The following is a 22,339-nucleotide window of genomic DNA, read 5'->3' on the forward strand; positions in this document are numbered from 1 at the left end:
CTCGACAACAACGGTGACGTTGTCGCCAGGCATAACCATTTCCGTGCCTTCCGGAAGCGAAACGATACCGGTCACGTCAGTCGTACGGAAGTAGAACTGCGGGCGGTAGTTGGTGAAGAACGGCGTATGACGGCCGCCTTCTTCCTTCGTCAGGATGTAGGCTTCGGCATTGAACTTCTTGTGCGGCTTCACAGAACCCGGCTTGCACAGGATCTGACCACGCTCGACGCCGTCACGGTTAACACCGCGAACGAGAGCGCCGATGTTGTCGCCGGCCTGGCCCTGATCGAGCAGCTTGCGGAACATTTCAACGCCGGTAACCGTCGTCTTCGAGGTGGCGCGGATGCCGACGATTTCGACTTCTTCGCCAACCTTGACGATACCACGCTCGACGCGGCCGGTCACAACCGTACCACGGCCAGAGATCGAGAACACGTCTTCGATCGGCATCAGGAACGGCAGGTTGATCGGACGCTCAGGCGTCGGGATGTAGGCGTCGACCTGAGCCATCAGCTCGCGGATCGCGTCTTCGCCGATCTTCTTGTCAGAGTCTTCGAGAGCGGCCAGAGCCGAACCCTTGACAACCGGAATGTCGTCGCCCGGGAAGTCGTAGGACGACAGAAGTTCGCGAACTTCGAGCTCGACGAGTTCGAGAAGCTCGGCGTCGTCAACCTGGTCAACCTTGTTGAGGAACACGACGATAGCCGGAACGCCAACCTGGCGGGCGAGCAGGATGTGCTCGCGGGTCTGCGGCATCGGGCCGTCAGCTGCCGAGCAAACCAGGATCGCGCCGTCCATCTGTGCGGCACCGGTGATCATGTTCTTGACGTAGTCGGCGTGGCCGGGGCAGTCGACGTGCGCATAGTGGCGGTTCGGCGTTTCATATTCGACGTGTGCCGTCGAAATGGTGATGCCGCGTGCCTTTTCTTCCGGAGCAGCGTCGATCTGGTCATACGCCTTGAACTCGCCGAAATACTTCGTGATCGCTGCCGTCAGAGACGTCTTGCCGTGGTCAACGTGGCCGATCGTGCCGATGTTTACGTGCGGCTTGTTGCGCTCAAACTTACTCTTTGCCATTTGACCGGCGCGTAGTGATCGAAGGTCATCGTGTACTGAGCACGGCCCTGCGACATGGAGCGCAGGTTGTCGACGTACTTGAACATATTCGCCAGCGGAACGTTTGCCGCGATGACGATCGCGATGCCGCGCTGCTCCTGACCCTGGATCTGACCACGGCGGGAGTTGAGGTCGCCGATAACGTCACCGACGTAGTCCTCAGGCGTTACAACTTCGACCTTCATCATCGGCTCGAGGAGCTGAGCGCCGGCCTTCTTGGCTGCTTCACGGAAGCAGGCGCGGGAAGCGATTTCGAACGCCAGGACCGACGAGTCGACGTCGTGGAAGGCACCGTCGATGAGCGTCGCCTTGACGCCGAGCATCGGGAAGCCAGCCAGCGGGCCAGACGACAGAACGCTTTCGATACCCTTCTGAACGCCCGGGATGTATTCCTTCGGAACAGCACCGCCGACGATCTTGGATTCGAACTTGAAGTCGTCGCCTTCTTCGTTCGGTTCGAAGACGATCTTGACGCGCGCGAACTGACCGGTACCACCGGACTGCTTCTTGTGCGTGTAGTCTTCTTCGTGCTTCTTCGTGATGGTTTCGCGGTAGGCAACCTGCGGCGCACCGACAGTTGCTTCGACCTYGAATTCACGACGCATGCGATCGACCAGAATGTCGAGGTGAAGTTCACCCATGCCGGCGATGATCGTCTGGCCGGATTCCTGGTCGGTCTTGACGCGGAAGGACGGATCTTCAGCAGCCAGGCGGTTGAGCGCGAGGCCCATCTTTTCCTGGTCGCCCTTGGTCTTCGGCTCGATCGCGATCTGGATGACCGGCTCGGGGAATTCCATGCGCTCGAGGATAACCGGCTTCAGCGGATCGCAGAGCGTATCGCCAGTGGTGGTTTCCTTGAGGCCGGCGAGAGCAACGATGTCGCCTGCAAAGGCTTCTTCGATGTCTTCACGGGAGTTCGAGTGCATCTGCAGCATGCGGCCGACGCGCTCGCGCTTGTCCTTGACCGTGTTCATGACCGACGCGCCCTTTTCGAGCTTGCCGGAGTAGATGCGAGCGAAGGTGAGCGAACCGACGAAGGGGTCGTTCATGATCTTGAACGCAAGCATGGAAAGCGGCTCGGAGTCGTCAGCGTGACGCTCGATATCGGCTTCCGTCTTGAAGTCGATGCCCTTGATGGCAGGAATGTCCATCGGCGACGGCAGATAATCGACAACAGCGTCGAGCAGCGGCTGAACGCCCTTGTTCTTGAATGCGGTGCCGCAGAACATCGGATGGAACTTGACGTCGATCGTGCCGCGGCGAACCAGGGCGCGGATCTTGTCGTTGTCGGGCATGTCGCCGTTCAGGTAGGCTTCCATCGCTTCTTCGTCGATCTCGACAACGGTCTCGATCAGCTTTTCGCGATATTCTTCAGCCTTGGCCTTCAGGTCTTCAGGGATTTCGACGACGTCCCACTGTGCGCCGAGCGATTCGTCGCGCCAGATGAGTGCGTTCATCTCGATCAGATCGACAACGCCCTTGAATTCGGACTCTGCACCGATCGGCAGCTGCATGACAACAGCCGTTGCGCCGAGGCGGGTCTTGATCATCTCGACCGAGCGGTAGAAGTCCGCACCGGTCTTGTCCATCTTGTTGCAGAAGATCATGCGCGGAACGTTGTACTTCTCAGCCTGACGCCAGACGGTTTCCGTCTGCGGCTCTACGCCTGCGTTGGCATCGAGAAGAGCGACCGCACCGTCGAGCACGCGCAGCGAACGTTCGACTTCGATCGTGAAGTCGACGTGGCCGGGAGTGTCGATGATGTTGAAGCGGCGCATCTTGCCGTCACGGCCCTTCCAGAAGGTCGTGGTCGCAGCAGAGGTGATCGTGATGCCACGCTCCTGCTCCTGCTCCATCCAGTCCATCGTGGCTGCGCCGTCGTGCACTTCGCCGATCTTGTGCGACTTGCCGGTGTAGTAAAGGATACGCTCGGTCGTCGTCGTCTTGCCGGCGTCGATGTGCGCCATGATACCGAAATTACGGTAGTCTTCGATTTTATATTCGCGAGCCATAGTGGACTGCCTTTCGATACCGTTCGGGATTACCAGCGATAATGCGAGAACGCACGGTTGGCGTCAGCCATCTTGTGCGTGTCTTCGCGCTTCTTGACCGCGGAACCACGGTTGTTGGATGCATCGAGAAGCTCGCCCGACAGACGGTCGACCATGGTCGTTTCGTTGCGCTTGCGCGCAGCGGTAATCAGCCAGCGGATAGCAAGGGCCTGGCGGCGCTCAGGGCGGACATCAACCGGAACCTGATAGGTCGCACCACCGACGCGGCGCGAACGGACTTCGACGTGCGGGGCAATGTTGTCGAGGGCGGCGTGGAAAACAACCAGCGGCTCCTGCTTGGACTTGCCCTGTACGGAGTCAAATGCGCCGTAAACGATGCTTTCAGCAACGGACTTCTTACCATCGAGCATGATGGCATTCATGAACTTCGTGACGACCAAATCGCCGAACTTCGGGTCCGGGTTGATCTCGCGCTTTTCTGCTCTGTGACGTCTGGACATAACTTCTCGTCTCTTAACTGTTAAGGCGCTCTACCACGCGGAGAACCTCGCGCAGCGCCGGAAAACCAAAACCCGAATTACTTCGGACGCTTTGCACCGTACTTGGAACGGCGCTGCTTGCGGTTCTTGACACCCTGGGTATCGAGAACGCCGCGGATGATGTGGTAACGAACGCCCGGCAAGTCCTTGACGCGGCCGCCACGGATCATGACGACAGAGTGTTCCTGCAGGTTGTGACCTTCGCCAGGAATGTAGCCGATGACTTCGAAGCCATTGGTCAGGCGGATCTTGGCAACCTTACGCAGAGCCGAGTTCGGCTTCTTCGGGGTCGTCGTGTAGACGCGGGTGCAAACACCACGCTTCTGCGGGTTTTCCTGCAGAGCAGGAACCTTGTTACGCTTTACGTTCGGCTGGCGCGGCTTGCGGATCAGCTGGTTTACGGTAGGCATTCAACCATCCCTTACGTTTAACTGTACCCTTTCGGGCGTAAAATCACGCCGTCTCCGGCAAGATCACACGCTTGTCTCAATGCGCAAAACGTGGCCCGATCCGCTTTCGCGGATGGACCACAGAGGGCAGAGGACGCAAAAGACATGCGTCATGCGTGCGGGCATCATATCTTCAACGTGCGTTTCGAACCTTGTTTGAGGTGAACTCCAGGGCAAGGCGCCCCAGAAAGCCATGCCTCACATGGGTTCCGATGGCGCGGGTACTACTGGTTTCCCTCACCTACGTCAAGGCCGGTTAAGAAATAATCTTGCCGCGAATGCCTTGAAATGCCGGGCTTACGCCCTCTTTGCAAGGGTTCCGGACGTTTTTGCGGCGGCCCTTAAAGTTCAACTTGGGGCTTGCCGGAAAAGCGGTTAAGGAATCGGCGATTGCAGACGAAATCCGCAGCAAGCGGATTCGAGTTTACGAATCGTTACATATTCAAAGGACCGCCCGATGATCACCAGCCCCGACAACGACAACAACTCCGAAGGCCCGATGGTCTTCATCATTATCGGCAAGGGTTATGAGTCGGACGGCAGCGAAGGTGTCGACCTGCATATCATGCTGAGAGCCGCCGATGACGACACCGCCGTGCGCGAGGCGCTCAACGCGCTGTCCGAGGAAGGCTTCATCGAGGCCGATCTCGACCAGATCGGCATGCTGACCGAAGTGCCTGAAGAAGAGCCGCACGCGTCTGCCTATCAGGGCGCGCTGGACGGCGAGGTTTCGATCATCCGGTTCAACTGACCGTCAGCTATCGGCGGCGCCAAACAGAGCTGCCTCATAGTTCATGGCGCCGTTGAGTATATGCAAAATCTGCACGGCGTCGGCGGTGCACGTGTAGAAGATATTGTAGCGGCCGTGCACGGCCCTTCTGATCCCGCTCTCCTCGTGACGGGGCACCAGCGGATAGGCAAGCGGACGATCGATGATCATCAGGCAATGCCTCTCCAGCTCTTCGACGAAGGAAAGCGCGCGGCGCGGATTATCCCTCGCAATATAATCGCCAATCGAGAAGAGATCGCGGCGGGCTTCTGCCGCGATGACCAGCTTCATTTGCCGTCCGCCATGCGGCCATAACGCTCCTTGAGCTCAGCGAAGACATCGTCAGCCGCATGGACGTGACCGGCGTCGACATCCGCCCTGCCCCGGGCGAGCGCCGCGTCCATCAGCGCAAGCTGCTTCTCCCGCTCCTCGACCAGACGAACGCCCTCGCGGAGCACTTCGCTCTTCGAGTTGTAGCGGCCGCTCTCGACGAGCTTCTGAACAACCGCTTCCAGATTTCCAAGTTCGACGCTTTGAGCCATGGGTGCCTCCGATAACTATTATTGGTACGCACCGCTGGTTTGGCAAGTCTCGCTTGTGGCCGCGCGGCGATTATGCCGCAGGCTCTGACACCGTTCTGTCATCTTCGCCAAACAATCCTCGGTTACCCGCGAGGTGCATTTCATTGCCCCAAACGGAGTCCCCCAAATGCGTACTGTCTCGAAATTCCTGGCTCTCGGCCTTGCCACTGCCGTTGCATTTGCTGCGCCGGCTTTTGCCGAAGACAAGGCAAAGCCCTTTACCGACAATACCGAAGTCAACCTTCTGAACCTGCTTCCGCCGCCGCCTGCCAATGATTCCGCCAAGACCAAGGCCGAGATCGGCGAGCTTCTCTCCATCCAGGTCACCCGCACCCCGGAGATGGAAGCTCGGGCCGTTGCCGATGCCGAGGAGAATGTCTGGCGTTTCAGCGACGTCATCGACAATCCGAAATTCACCAAGGAAAACCTGCCGAAGTTTTCGGCCTTCTTCGACCGCATCGTCGAGACCGAAGCCGCCGTCGTCGACCCGGCGAAGGACGTCTGGAAGCGCCCGCGCCCTCACCTGCTCTATCCCGAGCTCGTCAAGCCAGTCGTGCCGCTCTCGAAGTCCGGCTCCTACCCGTCTGGCCACACGACGCTCGGCACGCTGATGGGCGTCGTCCTGTCGAACATGGTTCCCGAAAAGAAGGATGCCATCATGGGCCGCGCCTGGGCCTATGGCTGGAACCGCGTCATTGGCGGCATCCACTACCCGACGGATATCGAGGCCGGCCGTATCGCCGGTATCGCCACCGCACAGACGATCATGCAGCATGACGACTACAAGGCCGAATACGAAGCGGCCCGCACCGAGCTGCGGACCGTCCTCGGCCTCTGACATCGCGAACGCCTGCCGAAAGGGCCGTGGTTCGACGTCGGCCCTTTCGGCATGCCCGCCGTCTCAAGCGGTCAACAAAAAACCGCCCGGATCGCTCCGGGCGGTTTTTGATTTCTGCAATCGAACCTGCCGTTATTCGGCGGCAGGCGCGCTTTCGTTTGCCATGTCCTGCAGCATCGGCGTTGCCGAGTCTGCACCCGTGCCCTTGCGGCGCTCTTCGAGGATCAGCTCGTCGCGCGACGTGGCGATACGGCGGATCTGGGTCATGGTGCCACCGGTACCGGCCGGGATAAGGCGGCCGACGATGACATTTTCCTTGAGGCCCTGGAGACCGTCGGTCTTACCGGCGATCGCAGCTTCCGTGAGCACCTTCGTCGTTTCCTGGAAGGACGCGGCGGAGATGAAGGACGGGGTCTGCAGCGATGCCTTGGTGATACCGAGAAGAACCGGGTCACCGTAGGCAGGCTTCTTGCCCTGTTCGATCAGGCCGTCATTGACGTCCTCGAGCTCGATACGGTCGATGTTGTCACCGACGATATAGGTCGAGTCGCCTGCATCGGTGATTTCCACCTTCTGCAGCATCTGACGGACAATCACTTCGATGTGCTTGTCGTTGATGACAACGCCCTGCAAGCGGTAGACTTCCTGGATTTCGTTGACCAGGTACGAAGCGAGTGCTTCGACGCCCTTGATCGCCAGGATGTCGTGCGGAGCCGGGTTACCGTCGAGGATGTAGTCACCCTTTTCGATATAGTCGCCTTCCTGAAGGTGGAAGGGCTTGCCCTTCGGGATCAGGTATTCGACAGGCTCGACACCGTCTTCCGCCGGCTCGATGATGACGCGGCGCTTGTTCTTGTAGTCGCGGCCGAGGCGGATCGTACCATCGATCTCAGCGATGATGGCGTGGTCCTTCGGACGGCGGGCTTCGAACAGTTCGGCAACACGCGGCAGACCGCCGGTGATATCCTTGGTCTTGGCGCTTTCGAGCGGCGAACGTGCAAGCACGTCGCCCTGCGAAACCTTCGTACCCGGCTCGACCGACAGGATCGCGTCAACCGAGAGCAGGAAGCGGGCGTCACCACCACGCGACAGCTTCATGACGTTGCCGCTGGCGTCCTTGATGACGATGGCCGGCTTCAGATCCGAACCGCGGGGAGTCGAGCGCCAGTCGATAACCTGACGCTTGGTGATACCCGTGGATTCGTCGGTCGCTTCGAGAACGGAGATACCATCGACGAGGTCTTCGAACTGAACGGTACCGGCCACTTCCGTCATCATCGGACGGGTGTATGGGTCCCACTCTGCCAGACGCTGACCGCGCTTGACCTTGTCACCATCATCGACATGGATCTTCGAACCGTAGGCGACGCGCTGCGAGGAGCGCTCGACACCGCGTTCGTCCAGGATCTGAACCGCCATGTTGCGGCCCATGGCGACGAGAACGCCGTCCGAGTTGCGCAGCATGTTGCGGTTCTTCATCTGAACCGTACCTTCGTACGATGCTTCCAGGAACGACTGGTCGACCACGGTTGCCGTGCCACCAAGGTGGAACGTACGCATGGTGAGCTGGGTACCCGGCTCGCCGATCGACTGTGCAGCGATAACGCCGACCGCTTCGCCCATGTTGACAGGCGTACCGCGTGCCAGGTCTCGGCCGTAGCAGATCGAGCAAACGCCGGTCTGAACTTCGCAGGTCAGTGCCGAGCGGATGCGGATCGACTGAATACCAGCCTTTTCGATCTCGATGACATCGGGCTCGAGGATCATCTTGCCGGCATCGACGATGCGATCGCCGGTCACCGGATGATCGATATCGTCAAGCGCCGTACGGCCAAGGACGCGAACGCCGATGGAAGCAACGACCTGACCGGCATCGACGATCGCCGTCATGGTGAGGCCCTTGTCGGTGCCGCAATCCACGAGGTTGACGATGCAATCCTGCGCGACGTCGACGAGACGGCGGGTCAGGTAACCGGAGTTAGCAGTCTTCAGGGCCGTGTCTGCGAGACCCTTACGGGCACCGTGGGTCGAGTTGAAGTACTCGTTGACGGTCAGACCTTCCTTGAAGTTCGACGTGATCGGCGTTTCGATGATTTCGCCCGACGGCTTGGCCATGAGGCCACGCATGCCGCCCAGCTGACGCATCTGGTTCGGAGAACCGCGGGCGCCGGAGTGCGACATCATGTAGATGGCGTTCATCGGCTTCTGACGGCCGGTGTTCGGATCGAATTCGACGGCCTTAATGCGGGCCATCATGTCTTCGGCGACCTTTTCGGTTGCCTTGCCCCAGGCGTCGACGACCTTGTTGTACTTTTCGCCCTGAGTGATCAGGCCGTCATTGTACTGCTGCTCGTATTCCTTGACCAGGTTTTCGGTGTCACCGACGATCTTGGCCTTGGTTTCCGGAATGACCATGTCGTCCTTGCCGAACGAGATGCCGGCGCGGCAAGCATGGCTGAAGCCGAGCTGCATGATGCGGTCGCAGAAAATGACCGTGTCCTTCTGACCGCAGTGACGGTAGACCGCGTCGATCATCTTGGAGATGTTCTTCTTGGTCATTTCCTGGTTGCAGATGTCGAAGGTTACCTTGCCGTTCTTCGGCAGGAGTTCGCCGATGAGCAGACGGCCAGGCGTCGTTTCATAGATCTTCGAGTACGGCTTGCCGTCCTCGCCGATCGACTTGAAGCGGCCGCGGATCTTGGTGTGCAGCGTCACGACCTTGGTTTCGAGCGCGTGATGCAGCTCGCCGAGATCGGAGAAGGCCATGCCTTCGCCCGGCTCGTTCTGGTTCAGGATCGAGAGGTAGTACAGGCCGAGAACCATGTCCTGCGACGGAACGATGATCGGTGCACCGTTTGCAGGGTGCAGGATGTTGTTCGTCGACATCATCAGAACGCGGGCTTCGAGCTGGGCTTCGAGCGACAGCGGCACGTGAACGGCCATCTGGTCACCGTCGAAGTCGGCGTTGAAGGCCGTGCAGACGAGCGGGTGCAGCTGGATGGCCTTGCCTTCGACCAGGGTAGGTTCGAAGGCCTGGATACCCAGGCGGTGCAGCGTCGGTGCGCGGTTCAGGAGAACCGGATGCTCGCGAATGACCTCGTCGAGGATATCCCAGACTTCAGGCTTTTCCTTTTCGACCAGCTTCTTGGCCTGCTTGACGGTCGAGGAGTAACCCTTGGCGTCGAGGCGGGCGTAGATGAATGGCTTGAAGAGCTCGAGCGCCATCTTCTTCGGAAGGCCGCACTGGTGCAGCTTCAGTTCCGGACCCGTCACGATGACCGAACGGCCGGAATAGTCGACGCGCTTGCCGAGCAGGTTCTGGCGGAAGCGGCCCTGCTTGCCCTTGAGCATGTCGGACAGCGACTTCAGCGGACGCTTGTTGGCGCCGGTGATGACGCGGCCACGGCGGCCGTTATCGAACAGCGCGTCTACAGATTCCTGCAGCATGCGCTTTTCGTTGCGGATGATGATGCCCGGAGCGCGCAGTTCGATCAGGCGCTTTAGACGGTTGTTACGGTTGATGACGCGGCGATAGAGATCGTTCAGGTCAGACGTCGCGAAACGGCCGCCATCCAGCGGAACCAGCGGACGCAGATCCGGCGGGATGACCGGAACGACCTTCATGATCATCCATTCCGGACGGTTGCCCGATTCCATGAAGTTCTCGACGATCTTCAGGCGCTTCATCAGCTTCTTCTGCTTGAGATCCGACGTGGTGTCGGCGAGATCCGAGCGCAGGTCGCCCGCAATCTTCTCAAGGTTCATGGAAGCCAGCATTTCGAAGATGGCTTCAGCGCCGATCATCGCGGTGAACTGGTCTTCGCCGTATTCGTCGACGGCCAGCATATACTCTTCTTCAGAGAGCAGCTGGTGCTCCTTCAGAGCAGTCAGGCCCGGCTCGGTGACGATGTAGTTTTCGAAGTAGAGAACGCGCTCTACATCCTTCAGCGTCATGTCGAGCAGCGTCGAGATGCGCGACGGAAGCGACTTGAGGAACCAGATATGGGCAACGGGAGCGGCGAGCTCGATATGGCCCATGCGCTCACGGCGAACGCGCGACAGCGTCACTTCCACGCCGCACTTTTCGCAGATGATGCCCTTGTACTTCATGCGCTTGTACTTGCCGCACAGGCATTCGTAGTCCTTGATCGGCCCGAAAATGCGCGCGCAGAAGAGACCGTCACGTTCCGGCTTGAACGTACGGTAGTTGATGGTTTCCGGCTTCTTGATCTCACCGTAGGACCAGGAGAGGATCTTCTCCGGAGATGCGATAGAAATTCGAATGCTATCGAAATTCTGCGCAGGCACCTGCGGATTGAAAAGATTCATGACCTCTTGGTTCATGCCTGTCTCCTTCATGGGCGGATGCGCCCTTATCTTGCTATGGCTGGCGGCAAATCCCGGGAGCCGCGCCAACGCTCAAAACGACAATAACCGCGAAATGCGGCGAAATCGTCCCTGCCCGGCCAACACGTTACGGGGCCAGAGCGGGAACGGTGTGCGCTGATTACAGCGCACACCCTATCAGATGGTTACTCAGCAGCATCAGGCAGCTGGTTCGCCTGCTGTTCGTCGAGCTTGGAGTTCTCCAATTCGACCGACAGACCGAGCGAGCGCATTTCCTTGACGAGAACGTTGAAGCTTTCGGGGATACCCGCTTCAAACGTATCGTCGCCACGGACGATGGCTTCGTAGACCTTGGTACGGCCGGCGACGTCGTCCGACTTGACCGTGAGCATTTCCTGCAGCGTGTAAGCCGCACCATATGCTTCCAGTGCCCAGACTTCCATTTCGCCGAAGCGCTGACCGCCGAACTGCGCCTTGCCGCCCAGCGGCTGCTGGGTAACGAGCGAGTAAGGACCGATCGAACGGGCGTGGATCTTGTCGTCGACCAAGTGGTTCAGCTTCAGCATGTAGATGTAGCCTACCGTGACCTGGCGGTCGAACTGCTCGCCCGTACGACCGTCGTAAAGGGTCGACTGACCGCTTTCCTTCAGGCCGGCCAGAGCCAGCATCTCGTTGACGTCACCTTCGTGCGCACCGTCGAACACCGGCGTTGCGATCGAAACGCCGCGCTTCCACTGGTCGGCAAGACGCAGGACCGAGTCATCATCGAAGTCCTTGACCTGTTCGGCCTTCGGACCGTCGCCGACAACGTCGCCGATCGTCTTGCGCAGCGGAGCGATGTTGCCGCTCGCCTTGTAGGCTTCCAGCATGTCGCCGATCTGGCGGCCCATGCCGGCGCAAGCCCAGCCGAGATGCGTTTCGAGAATCTGACCGACATTCATGCGCGAAGGCACGCCGAGCGGGTTCAGAACGACGTCGACATGCGTACCGTCTTCGAGGAACGGCATATCTTCGACAGGCACGATACGCGATACGACACCCTTGTTGCCGTGACGGCCGGCCATCTTGTCGCCTGGCTGGATCTTGCGCTTCACAGCAACGAAGACCTTGACCATCTTCATGACGCCCGGAGGCATTTCGTCGCCGCGCTGGACCTTCTCGACCTTGTCCATGAAGCGCTGTTCAAGGCGCGACTTGGATTCGTCGTACTGGCCACGCAGGGCTTCGAGTTCGCTCTGGACCTTCTCGTCTTCGACCGCGAACATCCACCACTGCGAGCGCGGATATTCGGAAACGACGGAGTTCGAAAGCTCGGTGCCCTTCTTGAAGCCCTTCGGGCCCGCGATGGACATCTGGCCGCGAAGCATCTCGATCAGACGGCCGTAGACGTTACGGTCGAGGATCGCCTGTTCGTCGTCGCGGTCCTTTGCAAGACGCTCGATCTCTTCGCGCTCGATTGCCATCGCGCGCTCGTCCTTTTCAACGCCGTGGCGGTTGAAGACGCGCACTTCGACGATCGTGCCGTAGGTGCCGGGCGGCATGCGCATGGACGTGTCGCGCACGTCGGACGCCTTTTCACCGAAGATGGCGCGCAGAAGCTTTTCTTCCGGCGTCATCGGGCTTTCGCCCTTCGGCGTGATCTTGCCGACGAGGATATCGCCCGGCTGAACTTCGGCGCCGATGTAGACGATACCGGCTTCGTCGAGGTTCTTCAGCGCTTCTTCCGAAACGTTCGGAATGTCGCGCGTGATTTCTTCCGGACCAAGCTTGGTGTCACGGGCCATCACTTCGAATTCTTCGATGTGGATGGAGGTGAACACGTCGTCAGCAACGATACGCTCGGAGAGCAGGATCGAGTCTTCGTAGTTGTAACCGTTCCACGGCATGAACGCGACGAGCGCGTTGCGGCCGAGAGCGAGATCGCCCAGATCCGTGGACGGACCGTCAGCGAGGATGTCGCCGCGGTTGACCTCGTCACCGACGGTGACCAGCGGGCGCTGGTTGACGCAGGTGTTCTGGTTCGAACGCTGGAACTTCTGCAGGCGGTAGATATCGACGCCGGACTTGCCAGCTTCGAGGTCTTCCGTTGCACGGATAACGATACGCGTCGCGTCGACCTGGTCGACCACGCCGCCGCGGCGGGCGCCGATAGCAGCGCCGGAGTCGCGGGCAACGACCGGCTCCATGCCGGTGCCGACGAACGGAGCTTCAGCACGCAGCAGCGGAACGGCCTGACGCTGCATGTTCGAGCCCATGAGAGCGCGGTTGGCGTCGTCGTTTTCCAGGAACGGGATGAGAGCGGCAGCAACCGAAACAACCTGCTTCGGCGAGACGTCCATCAGGTTCATGCTGTCGCGGGGCGCGAGCATAACTTCGTTGGCATGGCGGCAGACGACGAATTCGTCGACGAAAGAACCATCCTTGTCGAGTTCGGCGTTCGCCTGCGCAACGTAGTACTTCGCTTCTTCCATGGCGGAGAGGTAGAGAACGTCGTTCGTTACCTTGCCATCGACGATCTTGCGGTACGGGCTTTCGATGAAGCCGTACTTGTTGACGCGTGCGAAGGTTGCCAGCGAGTTGATCAGACCGATGTTCGGGCCTTCAGGCGTTTCGATCGGGCAAATACGGCCGTAGTGCGTCGGGTGAACGTCGCGGACTTCGAAGCCTGCGCGCTCGCGGGTCAGACCACCCGGACCAAGAGCCGAGAGACGGCGCTTGTGGGTGATTTCCGAAAGCGGGTTCACCTGGTCCATGAACTGCGACAGCTGCGAGGAGCCGAAGAATTCGCGGACGGCAGCAGCTGCCGGCTTGGCGTTGATCAGGTCCTGCGGCATGACCGTGTCGATTTCGATTGAGGACATACGTTCCTTGATCGCGCGCTCCATGCGGAGCAGGCCGAGACGGTACTGGTTTTCCATCAATTCGCCGACGGAGCGAACGCGACGGTTGCCGAGGTTGTCGATGTCGTCGATTTCGCCCTTACCGTCGCGCAGTTCGACCAGCATCTTGACCACGGCCAGGATGTCGTCCTTGCGCAGGATGCGGACGGTGTCTTCGACCGAGAGGTCGAGACGCATGTTCATCTTCACGCGGCCAACGGCGGAGAGATCGTAACGCTCCGCATCGAAGAACAGCGAGTTGAACATGGCTTCGGCCGAATCCATGGTCGGCGGTTCACCCGGACGCATCACGCGGTAGATATCGAACAGAGCGTCCTGACGGTTCTCGTTCTTGTCTGCCGACAGCGTGTTGCGGATGTAGGCGCCGACATTGATGTGGTCGATGCCGAGAACCGGGATTTCCTCGAAACCGTGGTCGAGGATGACCTTGAGGGTCTTCTCGTCGATTTCGTCGCCGGCTTCGAGATAGATCTCGCCCGTCGAATAGTTGACGATGTCTTCGGCAAGGTAGTTGCCGTACAGGTCTTCGTCGGTCGCCTTCAGCGCCTTCAGGCCCTTGTCGGACAGCTGACGGAGCAGACGCGGGGTCAGCTTCTTGCCGGCTTCGACAACGACTTCGCCGGTGTCGGCGTCAACCATTTCGGTGATCGCCTTGGCACCCTTGAGGGTTTCCGGCTGGTAAGGAATGCGCCAGCCATCGCCGGCACGCTTGTAGAGCGACTTGGTGTAGAAGGTATCGAGGATTTCCTCACCGTCCATGCCGAGGGCCATCAGCAGCGACGACACCGGAATCTTGCGGCGGCGGTCGATACGGGCATAGACGATGTCCTTGGCGTCGAATTCGATGTCGAGCCAAGAACCACGATACGGGATGACGCGGGCAGCGAAGAGCAGCTTGCCGGAAGAATGGCTCTTGCCCTTGTCGTGGTCGAAGAAGACGCCCGGCGAACGGTGCATCTGAGACACGATAACGCGCTCGGTGCCGTTCACGATGAACGTGCCGTTGTTGGTCATGAGCGGCATGTCGCCCATGTAGACGGACTGTTCCTTGATGTCCTTGATCGACTTGGCGCCCGTATCCTCATCGATATCGAACACGATGAGACGGAGAGTAACCTTCAGCGGCGCAGCGTAGGTCAGGTCGCGCTGGCGGCACTCGTCGACGTCGAACTTCGGCGGTTCGAATTCATAGGACACGAATTCCAGCATCGAGGCGCCGGAGAAATCGGTGATCGGGAAGACGGACTTGAAGACGGCCTGGAGGCCTTCGTCAGGGCGGCCGCCCTTCGGTTCTTCGACCATCAGGAACTGGTCGTAGGACGCCTTCTGAACCTCGATGAGGTTCGGCATCTCTGCGACTTCGGGGATTTTACCAAAAAACTTGCGTACGCGCCTACGACCATTGAACGAAAGGGTCTGAGCCATCGTCGCTCCTTCAAAAATTGCATCCGGGCCTGCAACGGACGGGAACCGATGGCCAGTCGACCCCGTCAAGCAATGGGTTGGTTCAAACTCGTCTCACTTCCCGAAACCACCAGGCCGGATTGCCTGCGTGTCCCGGTTCGAGACCATCCTCTTGAAGAACCCATTACCCAAAAGCCGTTTTCACGCGGCTTTTGGGTAATTCGTTCCAGAAAACGGCAAATGGGAGACGGCAAACGCCGCCTCCCAGATGCAGTTCAAGATTACTTGACGTCGGCCTTTGCGCCAGCGTCTTCAAGCTTCTTCTTGATGTCAGCTGCTTCAGCCTTGGAAACGGCTTCCTTGACAGCCTTCGGAGCGCCTTCGACGAGGTCCTTGGCTTCCTTGAGGCCGAGGCCGGTGATAGCGCGGACTTCCTTGATGACGTTGATCTTGTTCGCGCCGGCATCCGTGAGGATGACGTCGAACTCGGTCTTTTCTTCTTCAACGACAGCAGCAGCGCCACCGCCAGCAGCAGCAGCAACAGCTACCGGAGCAGCAGCGGAAACGCCCCACTTTTCTTCGAGAAGCTTGGACAGTTCTGCAGCTTCCAGGACGGTCAGTGCAGAGAGGTCTTCAACGATCTTTACGAGATCAGCCATGTTATCAGTTCCTTTTGTTCGGTTCGAACCGGTGTTTTATAAACAGCAAAAAACCGCCTTATGCGGCTTCGTCCTTCTTGGCGTAAGCCGAGAACACGCGAGCAAGCTGGCTTGCCGGTGCTGCAACAACGCCTGCGATGCGGGTAGCCGGTGTCTGGATCATGCCCAGCAGCTTTGCACGCAGTTCGTCCAACGACGGCAGGGTCGCAAGCGACTTGACTGCATCGGCGTTGAGCGTGGTTGTTCCCATGGCGCCGCCCAAAACAACGATCTTATCGTTGGTCTTGGCGAAATCCACGACGACTTTCGGAGCAGTGATCGGGTCATTGCTGTATGCAATGAGCGTCTGACCTGTGAAGAGACCAGAGATCCCTTCTGCTTCCGTACCCTGAAGGGCGATCTTGGCCAGGCGGTTCTTCGCGACTTTGACGGTACCGCCAGCTGCGCGCATCTTGGAACGGAAGTCGTTCATCTGCGCGACTGTAGCACCAGCATAGTGGGCCACGACAACCGAGCCCGAAGCCTTGAAGACTTCGTTCAGTTCCGTGACGAATTCGCGTTTTTCCGCTCTTTCCACTGCCTATCTCCAGTTGACAGGTCCGTTTGACGGGGCCTGCCGGGTTGCCTTTTGCCTCCTGGGATCAGAAGCGATCCCAAGCGACGCTTGAGGATCCTGTCCCCTCGCGCTCCGCGCCACTCAAGGCTAGGAGGACAAGGCATCCAAGGCTCGAACCAAATCGATCGAAGCTAAGCTTCATGCAATTCGGGTCTTACCCGTCTCATGCAGGCTTAAGTGATTAAGGGATAACCACCTGCAATCTCGGACAGGATTCCGGATTTCTCCGGAATATCCCGGCCCCTTGCGAGGCCGGAATGCATGCTGCCGGGCCGAAGCCCGGCAAATTCGTTAGGCGGCCGGCGCCGTGACCGAGCCGAGCTCGATCTTGACGCCCGGACCCATGGTCGAAGAGATCGCAACGCGCTTGACGTAGTTGCCCTTGGCGCCAGCCGGCTTTGCCTTGATGACGGCGTCAGCGAAGGCGCGGATGTTTTCTTCCAGAGCCTTGGCTTCGAACGAGGCCTTGCCGATGCCGGCGTGGACGATACCAGCCTTTTCAACGCGGAACTCGACAGCGCCACCCTTGGAAGCCTTAACGGCACCCGTGACGTCCATCGTAACCGTTCCGACCTTCGGGTTCGGCATCATGCCGCGCGGGCCGAGAACCTTACCGAGACGGCCGACGAGCGGCATCATGTCGGGGGTCGCGATAACGCGGTCGAAGTCGATCTTGCCGCCCTGGACGATATCGACCAGATCTTCGGCGCCGACGATGTCTGCGCCTGCAGCCTTGGCTTCATCAGCCTTGGCGCCGCGGGCGAAAACAGCAACGCGAACGTCGCGGCCGGTGCCGTTCGGCAGGTTGACGACGCCGCGGACCATCTGGTCGGCGTGGCGAGGGTCAACGCCGAGGTTCATCGAGATTTCGATGGTCTCGTCGAACTTGGCGACAGCACGCTCCTTGACCATGCCGATGGCGAGGCCGAGTGCGTAGAGCTTCGTGGGATCAACACCTTCGTTGATCTTCTTGGTGCGCTTGCCTGACATGGTCTTAACCTACCACTTCCAGGCCCATGGCGCGGGCAGAGCCCTCAATCATCGCCATTGCACCTTCGATATCTGCTGCGTTGAGATCCTTCATCTTGGCTTCAGCGATCGACTTGATCTGAGCCTTGGTGAGCTTGCCGGCGTTGGCGCCCTTGCCAGGCGTCTTCGAACCGGACGTGATCTTCGCTTCCTTCTTCAGGAAGTAGCTGACCGGCGGCTGCTTCATGACGAAGGTAAAGGACTTGTCCTGGTAATAGGTGATGACGACCGGGATCGGCATACCCTTTTCCATTTCCTGCGTAGCCGCATTGAACGACTTGCAGAATTCCATGATGTTAATGCCACGCTGACCAAGCGCCGGGCCGATTGGCGGGGACGGGTTAGCCGATCCTGCCTTGACCTGAAGCTTGAGCTGGCCTGCAACTTTCTTAGCCATAACTCTCTGCCTTTCATTGATAGCCGGTTGCCCGGCCCTTGATGCCGGATCGCTCCGGCGGCTGCGGTTGCGTGGTGCGGAATATCGAGGTCCGGCTAAGGCCCCTCACCTTCCACGCGATTTGCGGTTTCCACCGCACACGAGCGAGCCTTGGCGGCTCACCCGCAACTCAGACCTTCTCGACCTGAGCGTATTCCAGCTCGACCGGCGTAGCGCGGCCGAAAATCGAAACTTCCACCTTCAGGCGCGAACGCTCTTCATCGACATCCTGAACCGTGCCGTTGAACGACGCGAACGGACCATCGGAAACGCGAACCTGCTCGCCGATCTCGAAGCTGACCGAAGCCTTCGGACGCTCCACACCTTCCTGCACCTGACCGAGGATACGGTCGGCTTCGGAATCCGGGATCGGAACGGGCTTGTTGTCGGAGCCCAGGAAGCCCGTGACCTTCGGCGTGTTCTTGATCAGGTGGTAGGCTTCATCCGTCAGGTTCGCACGAACCATGACGTAGCCCGGGAAGAACTTGCGCTCGCTGTCGACCTTGCGGCCGCGGCGCACCTCAACCACCTTTTCGGTCGGCACGAGAATTTTCTCGAACAGGTGCTCAAGCCCCTTCTGGCGAGCCTTGTTCTCGATGTCCTCAGCGACCTTCTTTTCAAAATTCGAATACGCGTGGACGATGTACCAACGTGCCGCCATCTTCTATCTCCACCCGATCAGTTGCTGATGTTGAGCACGAAGCTCAGGAGCCAGCTGATGAGCTGGTCGGCAGCAAAGAAAAACAGCGCGGCGAAAACCACCATTACGAGAACCATGATCGTCGAGATCATCGTCTCGCGGCGCGACGGCCAGGTGACCTTGGCCGTTTCCGACCGCACCTGCTGAAGAAACGTAAATGGATTGGATTTGGATGCCATCACTGCCCACGCAATTACGGCGCGTAAAGCTGAAACTATCAGCCCCACGCACCGCGTGTCTGTTGAACCCTACATAAACACCGATTCCCGATTGCACAAGAGGGGAACCGAAGTTTAACGAAATTAGCGGATGCACGGCGTTTCAGCCTCAAAGGCTGCGCCGGGTGTTCGCCAAGCGCGGAAATCCCGCATCTGGCCGCCCTGTTACCATAAGCCATCCGTGCATTGCAATGCGCAACCGGCATCTTTTGTGGACAGCAGCAAAGCCTAGCGAGTTCGGCTCTCGTACAAAGACGCTTCAATGATACCAAAGTGAAATTCCGCAACGAGTGTTCCTCTCGATGCGACCGCGCGGCGGACGGAGCCATCGGGATCGTAGATACCGATACCTCGGGTCACGAGCCAGATCCGGCTCGGATTGCCGAGCCTGCGCTCAAGACCATCGATATCCGCAAGCTCGATCGCCGGCGCCCCGAGGTTTGCAACATATCGGCGCCCGCCGGCCGGGGAAAGATACGGAAACGGTCCGGGAACGTAGGTGACAGGCGGAAAATCCGGCACTCCGGCATAGTAGTCAAAACCGACACTGAGCTCGTTCGGAACCACGATAACGGCATCGCCAGGTTTCGCCTGCGCCATGATCTCCTGGCTCAATGCGCGAAAGTTGTCCATCGGCTCCTCCGCATATCCTGCGATCACCACCTGGAGGCTCGATGCGAGCAGAATAGCGCAAATCACGGCCCGCACCGGAACGCTCGTCGTGACGGCGACAACACAGCATGCGACGAACACCATCAATGGCGGCGCCATCCAGCTGAACAACCGGTCAATGTAGATTGCCTTCACGGTGAAACTGACGGCCAGAACGAGGCAGAGCGGCAGCAGCAACGTGATCGAGAGCAACGCTGTTAGCGGCCGGTCACGACGCCATAAAGCCCATGCGCCGCCGATTGCCAAGGGACATACGATAAACGCGGGCGGAAGGCCGCCACCGGCCAATATCCAGGCAGTGACCAAATCATGCGGTGATGAGCTTATCCAGAACTGCATTGCACTGAAGCTTTGGCTCTGATGAATAAACCAGGGCAGGAATGGTGCCCAGACTGCAAGGGCGCCAATGCCGGCAACAATAGCGACAGCCAGCGCCCGCAGCCGCAACGCCGGTTCCAGCAGTAAGATCGATACAAATAAAGCGCACCATACGCCGAACACAACAAAGACAGCGGTGTTGTGGCACCACAGCACCAAGCCACCCGACAACGAAAGTGTAACCGCAAGAGCTGTCGTTGGCGTTTTGCGGAAGACGTCTTGGCTGCGGACCGCCGTTAGAATGCTGGCCGCAGCAAGCAAAGTCGCCGTGACCGCAAGCGTTTCAAGCGCATAGGGTCGGGCCTCCTGGGCATATTTTATACTTCCTGCGTTGGCTGCAAGGAAAAGACCAGCAAGCAGCGACACCACCTCGCCATCTCGTCCAACCCGCAACAGCCGGCCGGAAATGGAGAGCAGGAGAACGGTCAACACGCTTACAAGGACCGAGAGGCTGCGGAGCGCATCCTCACTGGCGCCAAACATACCGCGCCAGCCTTTCAAGAGCGTATAGTAGAGAGGCGGGTGCGTTTCGTATTGCGGCACCTTTGTCCAGAGCTCCTGGAGCGGACGGGCCGAGAACCAGGCACTGTAGGCCTCGTCCAACCAGAGGGAACGGGTCGCCAATGAGGGGATCCTCAAACTGACGGCAATCAACAGGATAGCGAACGCGCTGGCCCAAAACAGCGTCGCATTGAGCGTCGTGCGGGGCACGTCGGAGCTGACGCCAGGCAGCAGCGAGACTTCGTTGCGTGATCTACCAGCAGGAGCGCTCATGCCCTGCTCCCGTAGCGGCCCCTCACGATGTAAATGGGCCGCTGCTTCACCTCGAAATAAATGTGGCCGACAAGCTCGTCGATCACACGTGCGAAGAACCGCGGCAAAACCTCTTGCTCGTGGAAGCAGGGAACGACCAGCGACAGCAATGGCAAGGGCTGGTCCTTGCCTGCAATAGGATCGGTGACGCCGACCGGTTTCAGTGCATCGACCAATACCGATCGTGACGCCCTGCCAGCCTTCGGCGATCGCGTTTTTGTCTTTTCTGGATTCACGTCCATCTCCGGCGCCATTCCGATCGCCGGTGCTTGCAGGGGATTCGCCAAGCAAACGGCCGGAAAACATCCAGCCGAGAATATTCAAATAAACTATAAGGAAGTCTGAAAATGGCAGGGGCAGAGGGGCTCGAACCCACGGCCTGCGGTTTTGGAGACCGCCGCTCTACCAACTGAGCTATACCCCTTTACGCTTTGCATTCAGCTTGTTGACCTCAAGGCCTCGAAGCACCGTTTAAAGCATGGCGCACCCTTTAAGACGGCTGCGCGGGATTGGCAAGTGCGTTTTTCCATTTTTTCCAACACCGCGCCGCCGTTCCGCTTCGGCCTTACGCCCTCACGTATTTCCGCCAGTCGTGCTCTTCCCTGAAGCCGAGCACTTCCCGGATCTTGCGGTTGGAAAGCAGGCCCTCGTATTCGCCGATCTCGCGGGTGAACGGAACATTGGGGAAAAAGCGTTGCGCCAGTTCCCGCGACGGCGTGTTGGCGGACACCGTATCGTTGGCGGCGTTGAACACCTGATAGCCCAGCCCGTCCTTCTCGATGCAGAGATGGCAGATCTGCCCGAGGTCGCGGGCATCGATATAGCTCCAGGCGATGCGCTTGCGTATTTCCGGATTGGCGAAGAATTCCGGGAACTTCTGGTATTCGTGCGGCTCGATGACATTACCGATGCGCAGCGCATAAATATCGGCGCCGGAGCGCTCGGCAAAGGCGCGCGCCGTCTTCTCGTTGATCACTTTGGAGAGGCCGTAGGAATCCATCGGATTGACGTCGTAGTCTTCGTCCAGCGGGAACTGGTGGAAATCGCGATGCCCCTCGGCGAAACAGACGCCGTAGGTCGTCTCGCTGGAGGCGACGATGATCTTGCGGATGCCGAGCTTCACCGCCGCCTCGATGACATTGTAGGTGCCCATCGTATTGATGCGGAAGGTCTCGTTGTCGGGCTTGATCAGGATGCGCGGGACGGCGGCGAAATGGATGACAGCATCGAAAGGCTGAACGCCCTTCCCTGCTTCCAGATCGGGAAAATCGCGGTGCATCGACAGCGCGTTGAAGACCTGGCCGCTATCAGTGATGTCGGCGATCAGATTGGTGACACCGGGACTGTCGAGCGGCACCAGATCGATATTGTGGACCTCGTAACCCTTGGCAACCAGCCACGGCACCGTATGCCGCCCTGCCTTGCCCGAACCGCCGGTGAAAAGAATGCGCTTCTTCATGAAATATCCTCCGCGTGATGAAAATCGGAGGGATAGATAAAGGCTTTGCAGCCAAGCGCAAGAGCCGCCTGAAAGGCCGGCGTCACCATCGCGTGACAATGAAAAAGGCCCCGCTGTCGCCAGCGGGGCCTTTCCAGACTTTCGGTAATCCTGGGATTACTCGATGATCGAGGCGACGATGCCGGCGCCGACGGTACGGCCGCCTTCGCGGATTGCGAAGCGCAGCTTTTCTTCCATCGCGATCGGAACGATCAGCTCGACAACAACGGTGACGTTGTCGCCAGGCATAACCATTTCCGTGCCTTCCGGAAGCGAAACGATACCGGTCACGTCAGTCGTACGGAAGTAGAACTGCGGGCGGTAGTTGGTGAAGAACGGCGTATGACGGCCGCCTTCTTCCTTCG

The 22,339-nt window shown here is 59.2% G+C and carries 20 protein-coding genes and 1 tRNA gene; 2 read left to right on the forward strand and 19 right to left on the reverse strand.

The genetic code is table 11. The annotated features are described in order from the left end of the window. From tuf to rpsL, 4 genes are all read right to left on the reverse strand, one after another. Positions 1 to 1,077 (reverse strand): elongation factor Tu (tuf, locus tag AC1DNK_RS29360; RefSeq protein WP_477944738.1); only part of this gene is annotated, 1,077 nt, incomplete at its 3' end. After that, positions 1,038 to 3,128, reverse strand: coding sequence for an elongation factor G (fusA, locus tag AC1DNK_RS29365; protein ID WP_477944739.1), 2,091 nt, complete (start codon positions 3,126 to 3,128; stop codon positions 1,038 to 1,040). The genes fusA and tuf, both read right to left, overlap by 40 nt. Positions 3,129 to 3,157: 29 nt before the next feature. Continuing rightward, the gene (gene rpsG / locus AC1DNK_RS29370; protein WP_112390805.1) at positions 3,158 to 3,628 is read right to left on the reverse strand and encodes a 30S ribosomal protein S7; all 471 of its coding nucleotides are present in this window, start codon (positions 3,626 to 3,628) and stop codon (positions 3,158 to 3,160) included. Between the two features lie 77 nt (positions 3,629 to 3,705). Then, positions 3,706 to 4,077: a 30S ribosomal protein S12 gene (gene rpsL / locus AC1DNK_RS29375; RefSeq protein ID WP_018902683.1), complete on the reverse strand. Its 372-nt coding sequence runs from the start codon at positions 4,075 to 4,077 to the stop codon at positions 3,706 to 3,708. Positions 4,078 to 4,573: 496 nt separating this feature from the next. Here rpsL and AC1DNK_RS29380 point away from each other — a divergent pair, with 496 nt between their 5' ends. Further along, positions 4,574 to 4,867: a transcriptional regulator gene (locus AC1DNK_RS29380; protein WP_112390806.1), complete on the forward strand. Its 294-nt coding sequence runs from the start codon at positions 4,574 to 4,576 to the stop codon at positions 4,865 to 4,867. 3 nt (positions 4,868 to 4,870) lie between these two features. On the opposite strand, the gene AC1DNK_RS29385 is transcribed toward AC1DNK_RS29380, so the two are convergent. Both AC1DNK_RS29385 and AC1DNK_RS29390 read right to left on the reverse strand, forming a co-directional pair. Then, the gene (locus tag AC1DNK_RS29385) at positions 4,871 to 5,176 is read right to left on the reverse strand and encodes a type II toxin-antitoxin system RelE/ParE family toxin (RefSeq protein ID WP_477944740.1); all 306 of its coding nucleotides are present in this window, start codon (positions 5,174 to 5,176) and stop codon (positions 4,871 to 4,873) included. Next, positions 5,173 to 5,427, reverse strand: coding sequence for a type II toxin-antitoxin system ParD family antitoxin (locus tag AC1DNK_RS29390; RefSeq protein ID WP_477944742.1), 255 nt, complete (start codon positions 5,425 to 5,427; stop codon positions 5,173 to 5,175). The genes AC1DNK_RS29385 and AC1DNK_RS29390 overlap by 4 nt, the downstream gene beginning before the upstream one ends. A gap of 166 nt (positions 5,428 to 5,593) precedes the next feature. Here AC1DNK_RS29390 and AC1DNK_RS29395 point away from each other — a divergent pair, with 166 nt between their 5' ends. After that, positions 5,594 to 6,304 carry an acid phosphatase gene (locus AC1DNK_RS29395; protein WP_477944744.1) on the forward strand — a complete coding sequence of 237 codons (711 nt, stop codon included), beginning with the start codon at positions 5,594 to 5,596 and terminating at the stop codon, positions 6,302 to 6,304. Positions 6,305 to 6,436: 132 nt separating this feature from the next. Here AC1DNK_RS29395 and rpoC read toward each other — a convergent pair whose 3' ends face one another. The 13 genes from rpoC to AC1DNK_RS29460 form a co-directional block, all read right to left on the reverse strand. Next, entirely contained in the window at positions 6,437 to 10,648 is a 4,212-nt protein-coding gene (rpoC, locus tag AC1DNK_RS29400) for a DNA-directed RNA polymerase subunit beta' (RefSeq protein WP_112390808.1), read from the reverse strand. A gap of 188 nt (positions 10,649 to 10,836) precedes the next feature. Beyond that, a complete protein-coding gene (rpoB, locus tag AC1DNK_RS29405; RefSeq protein WP_112390809.1) occupies positions 10,837 to 14,976 on the reverse strand; it encodes a DNA-directed RNA polymerase subunit beta in 4,140 nt (1,379 codons plus the stop codon). A gap of 260 nt (positions 14,977 to 15,236) precedes the next feature. After that, complete coding sequence (rplL, locus tag AC1DNK_RS29410) at positions 15,237 to 15,614, reverse strand: 50S ribosomal protein L7/L12 (protein WP_112390810.1); 378 nt, start codon at positions 15,612 to 15,614, stop codon at positions 15,237 to 15,239. A 58-nt stretch (positions 15,615 to 15,672) separates the two neighbouring features. After that, a complete protein-coding gene (gene rplJ / locus AC1DNK_RS29415; RefSeq protein WP_016553543.1) occupies positions 15,673 to 16,191 on the reverse strand; it encodes a 50S ribosomal protein L10 in 519 nt (172 codons plus the stop codon). Positions 16,192 to 16,521: 330 nt separating this feature from the next. Continuing rightward, complete coding sequence (gene rplA / locus AC1DNK_RS29420; protein ID WP_112518757.1) at positions 16,522 to 17,220, reverse strand: 50S ribosomal protein L1; 699 nt, start codon at positions 17,218 to 17,220, stop codon at positions 16,522 to 16,524. A gap of 4 nt (positions 17,221 to 17,224) precedes the next feature. Further along, on the reverse strand, positions 17,225 to 17,656 hold the full coding sequence (rplK, locus tag AC1DNK_RS29425) for a 50S ribosomal protein L11 (protein WP_112390812.1): 432 nt from the start codon (positions 17,654 to 17,656) through the stop codon (positions 17,225 to 17,227). A 169-nt stretch (positions 17,657 to 17,825) separates the two neighbouring features. Beyond that, positions 17,826 to 18,356, reverse strand: coding sequence for a transcription termination/antitermination protein NusG (nusG, locus tag AC1DNK_RS29430; protein ID WP_112390813.1), 531 nt, complete (start codon positions 18,354 to 18,356; stop codon positions 17,826 to 17,828). 17 nt (positions 18,357 to 18,373) lie between these two features. Next, on the reverse strand, positions 18,374 to 18,574 hold the full coding sequence (gene secE, locus AC1DNK_RS29435) for a preprotein translocase subunit SecE (RefSeq protein WP_112390814.1): 201 nt from the start codon (positions 18,572 to 18,574) through the stop codon (positions 18,374 to 18,376). A gap of 267 nt (positions 18,575 to 18,841) precedes the next feature. Further along, a complete protein-coding gene (locus tag AC1DNK_RS29440) occupies positions 18,842 to 20,437 on the reverse strand; it encodes a glycosyltransferase family 39 protein (protein WP_477944746.1) in 1,596 nt (531 codons plus the stop codon). After that, complete coding sequence (locus AC1DNK_RS29445) at positions 20,434 to 20,730, reverse strand: hypothetical protein (protein WP_477944748.1); 297 nt, start codon at positions 20,728 to 20,730, stop codon at positions 20,434 to 20,436. Before AC1DNK_RS29445 ends, AC1DNK_RS29440 begins: the two co-directional genes overlap by 4 nt. A gap of 94 nt (positions 20,731 to 20,824) precedes the next feature. Beyond that, positions 20,825 to 20,900, reverse strand: a tRNA-Trp gene (locus AC1DNK_RS29450). Between the two features lie 141 nt (positions 20,901 to 21,041). After that, positions 21,042 to 21,935 (reverse strand): NAD-dependent epimerase/dehydratase family protein, encoded by an 894-nt coding sequence (locus AC1DNK_RS29455; protein WP_477944750.1) that lies wholly within the window; start codon positions 21,933 to 21,935, stop codon positions 21,042 to 21,044. A 156-nt stretch (positions 21,936 to 22,091) separates the two neighbouring features. Continuing rightward, a partial coding sequence (locus AC1DNK_RS29460; RefSeq protein WP_477942867.1) for an EF-Tu C-terminal domain-related protein occupies positions 22,092 to 22,339 on the reverse strand: 248 nt, incomplete at its 5' end.

The sequence above is a fragment of the Rhizobium sp. 01N424 genome, from assembly GCF_056399485.1.

What these genes read in the sequence shown, in the direction of transcription:
- rpsG (WP_112390805.1), bottom strand. Translation starts at nt 3,628, where the DNA reads ATGTCCAGACGTCACAGAGCAGAAAAGCGCGAGATCAACCCGGACCCG.
- rpsL (WP_018902683.1), bottom strand. Translation starts at nt 4,077, where the DNA reads ATGCCTACCGTAAACCAGCTGATCCGCAAGCCGCGCCAGCCGAACGTA.
- AC1DNK_RS29380 (WP_112390806.1), top strand. Translation starts at nt 4,574, where the DNA reads ATGATCACCAGCCCCGACAACGACAACAACTCCGAAGGCCCGATGGTC.
- AC1DNK_RS29385 (WP_477944740.1), bottom strand. Translation starts at nt 5,176, where the DNA reads ATGAAGCTGGTCATCGCGGCAGAAGCCCGCCGCGATCTCTTCTCGATT.
- AC1DNK_RS29390 (WP_477944742.1), bottom strand. Translation starts at nt 5,427, where the DNA reads ATGGCTCAAAGCGTCGAACTTGGAAATCTGGAAGCGGTTGTTCAGAAG.
- AC1DNK_RS29395 (WP_477944744.1), top strand. Translation starts at nt 5,594, where the DNA reads ATGCGTACTGTCTCGAAATTCCTGGCTCTCGGCCTTGCCACTGCCGTT.
- rpoC (WP_112390808.1), bottom strand. Translation starts at nt 10,648, where the DNA reads ATGAACCAAGAGGTCATGAATCTTTTCAATCCGCAGGTGCCTGCGCAG.
- rpoB (WP_112390809.1), bottom strand. Translation starts at nt 14,976, where the DNA reads ATGGCTCAGACCCTTTCGTTCAATGGTCGTAGGCGCGTACGCAAGTTT.
- rplL (WP_112390810.1), bottom strand. Translation starts at nt 15,614, where the DNA reads ATGGCTGATCTCGTAAAGATCGTTGAAGACCTCTCTGCACTGACCGTC.
- rplA (WP_112518757.1), bottom strand. Translation starts at nt 17,220, where the DNA reads ATGTCAGGCAAGCGCACCAAGAAGATCAACGAAGGTGTTGATCCCACG.
- rplK (WP_112390812.1), bottom strand. Translation starts at nt 17,656, where the DNA reads ATGGCTAAGAAAGTTGCAGGCCAGCTCAAGCTTCAGGTCAAGGCAGGA.
- nusG (WP_112390813.1), bottom strand. Translation starts at nt 18,356, where the DNA reads ATGGCGGCACGTTGGTACATCGTCCACGCGTATTCGAATTTTGAAAAG.
- secE (WP_112390814.1), bottom strand. Translation starts at nt 18,574, where the DNA reads ATGGCATCCAAATCCAATCCATTTACGTTTCTTCAGCAGGTGCGGTCG.
- AC1DNK_RS29440 (WP_477944746.1), bottom strand. Translation starts at nt 20,437, where the DNA reads ATGAGCGCTCCTGCTGGTAGATCACGCAACGAAGTCTCGCTGCTGCCT.
- AC1DNK_RS29445 (WP_477944748.1), bottom strand. Translation starts at nt 20,730, where the DNA reads ATGGCGCCGGAGATGGACGTGAATCCAGAAAAGACAAAAACGCGATCG.
- AC1DNK_RS29455 (WP_477944750.1), bottom strand. Translation starts at nt 21,935, where the DNA reads ATGAAGAAGCGCATTCTTTTCACCGGCGGTTCGGGCAAGGCAGGGCGG.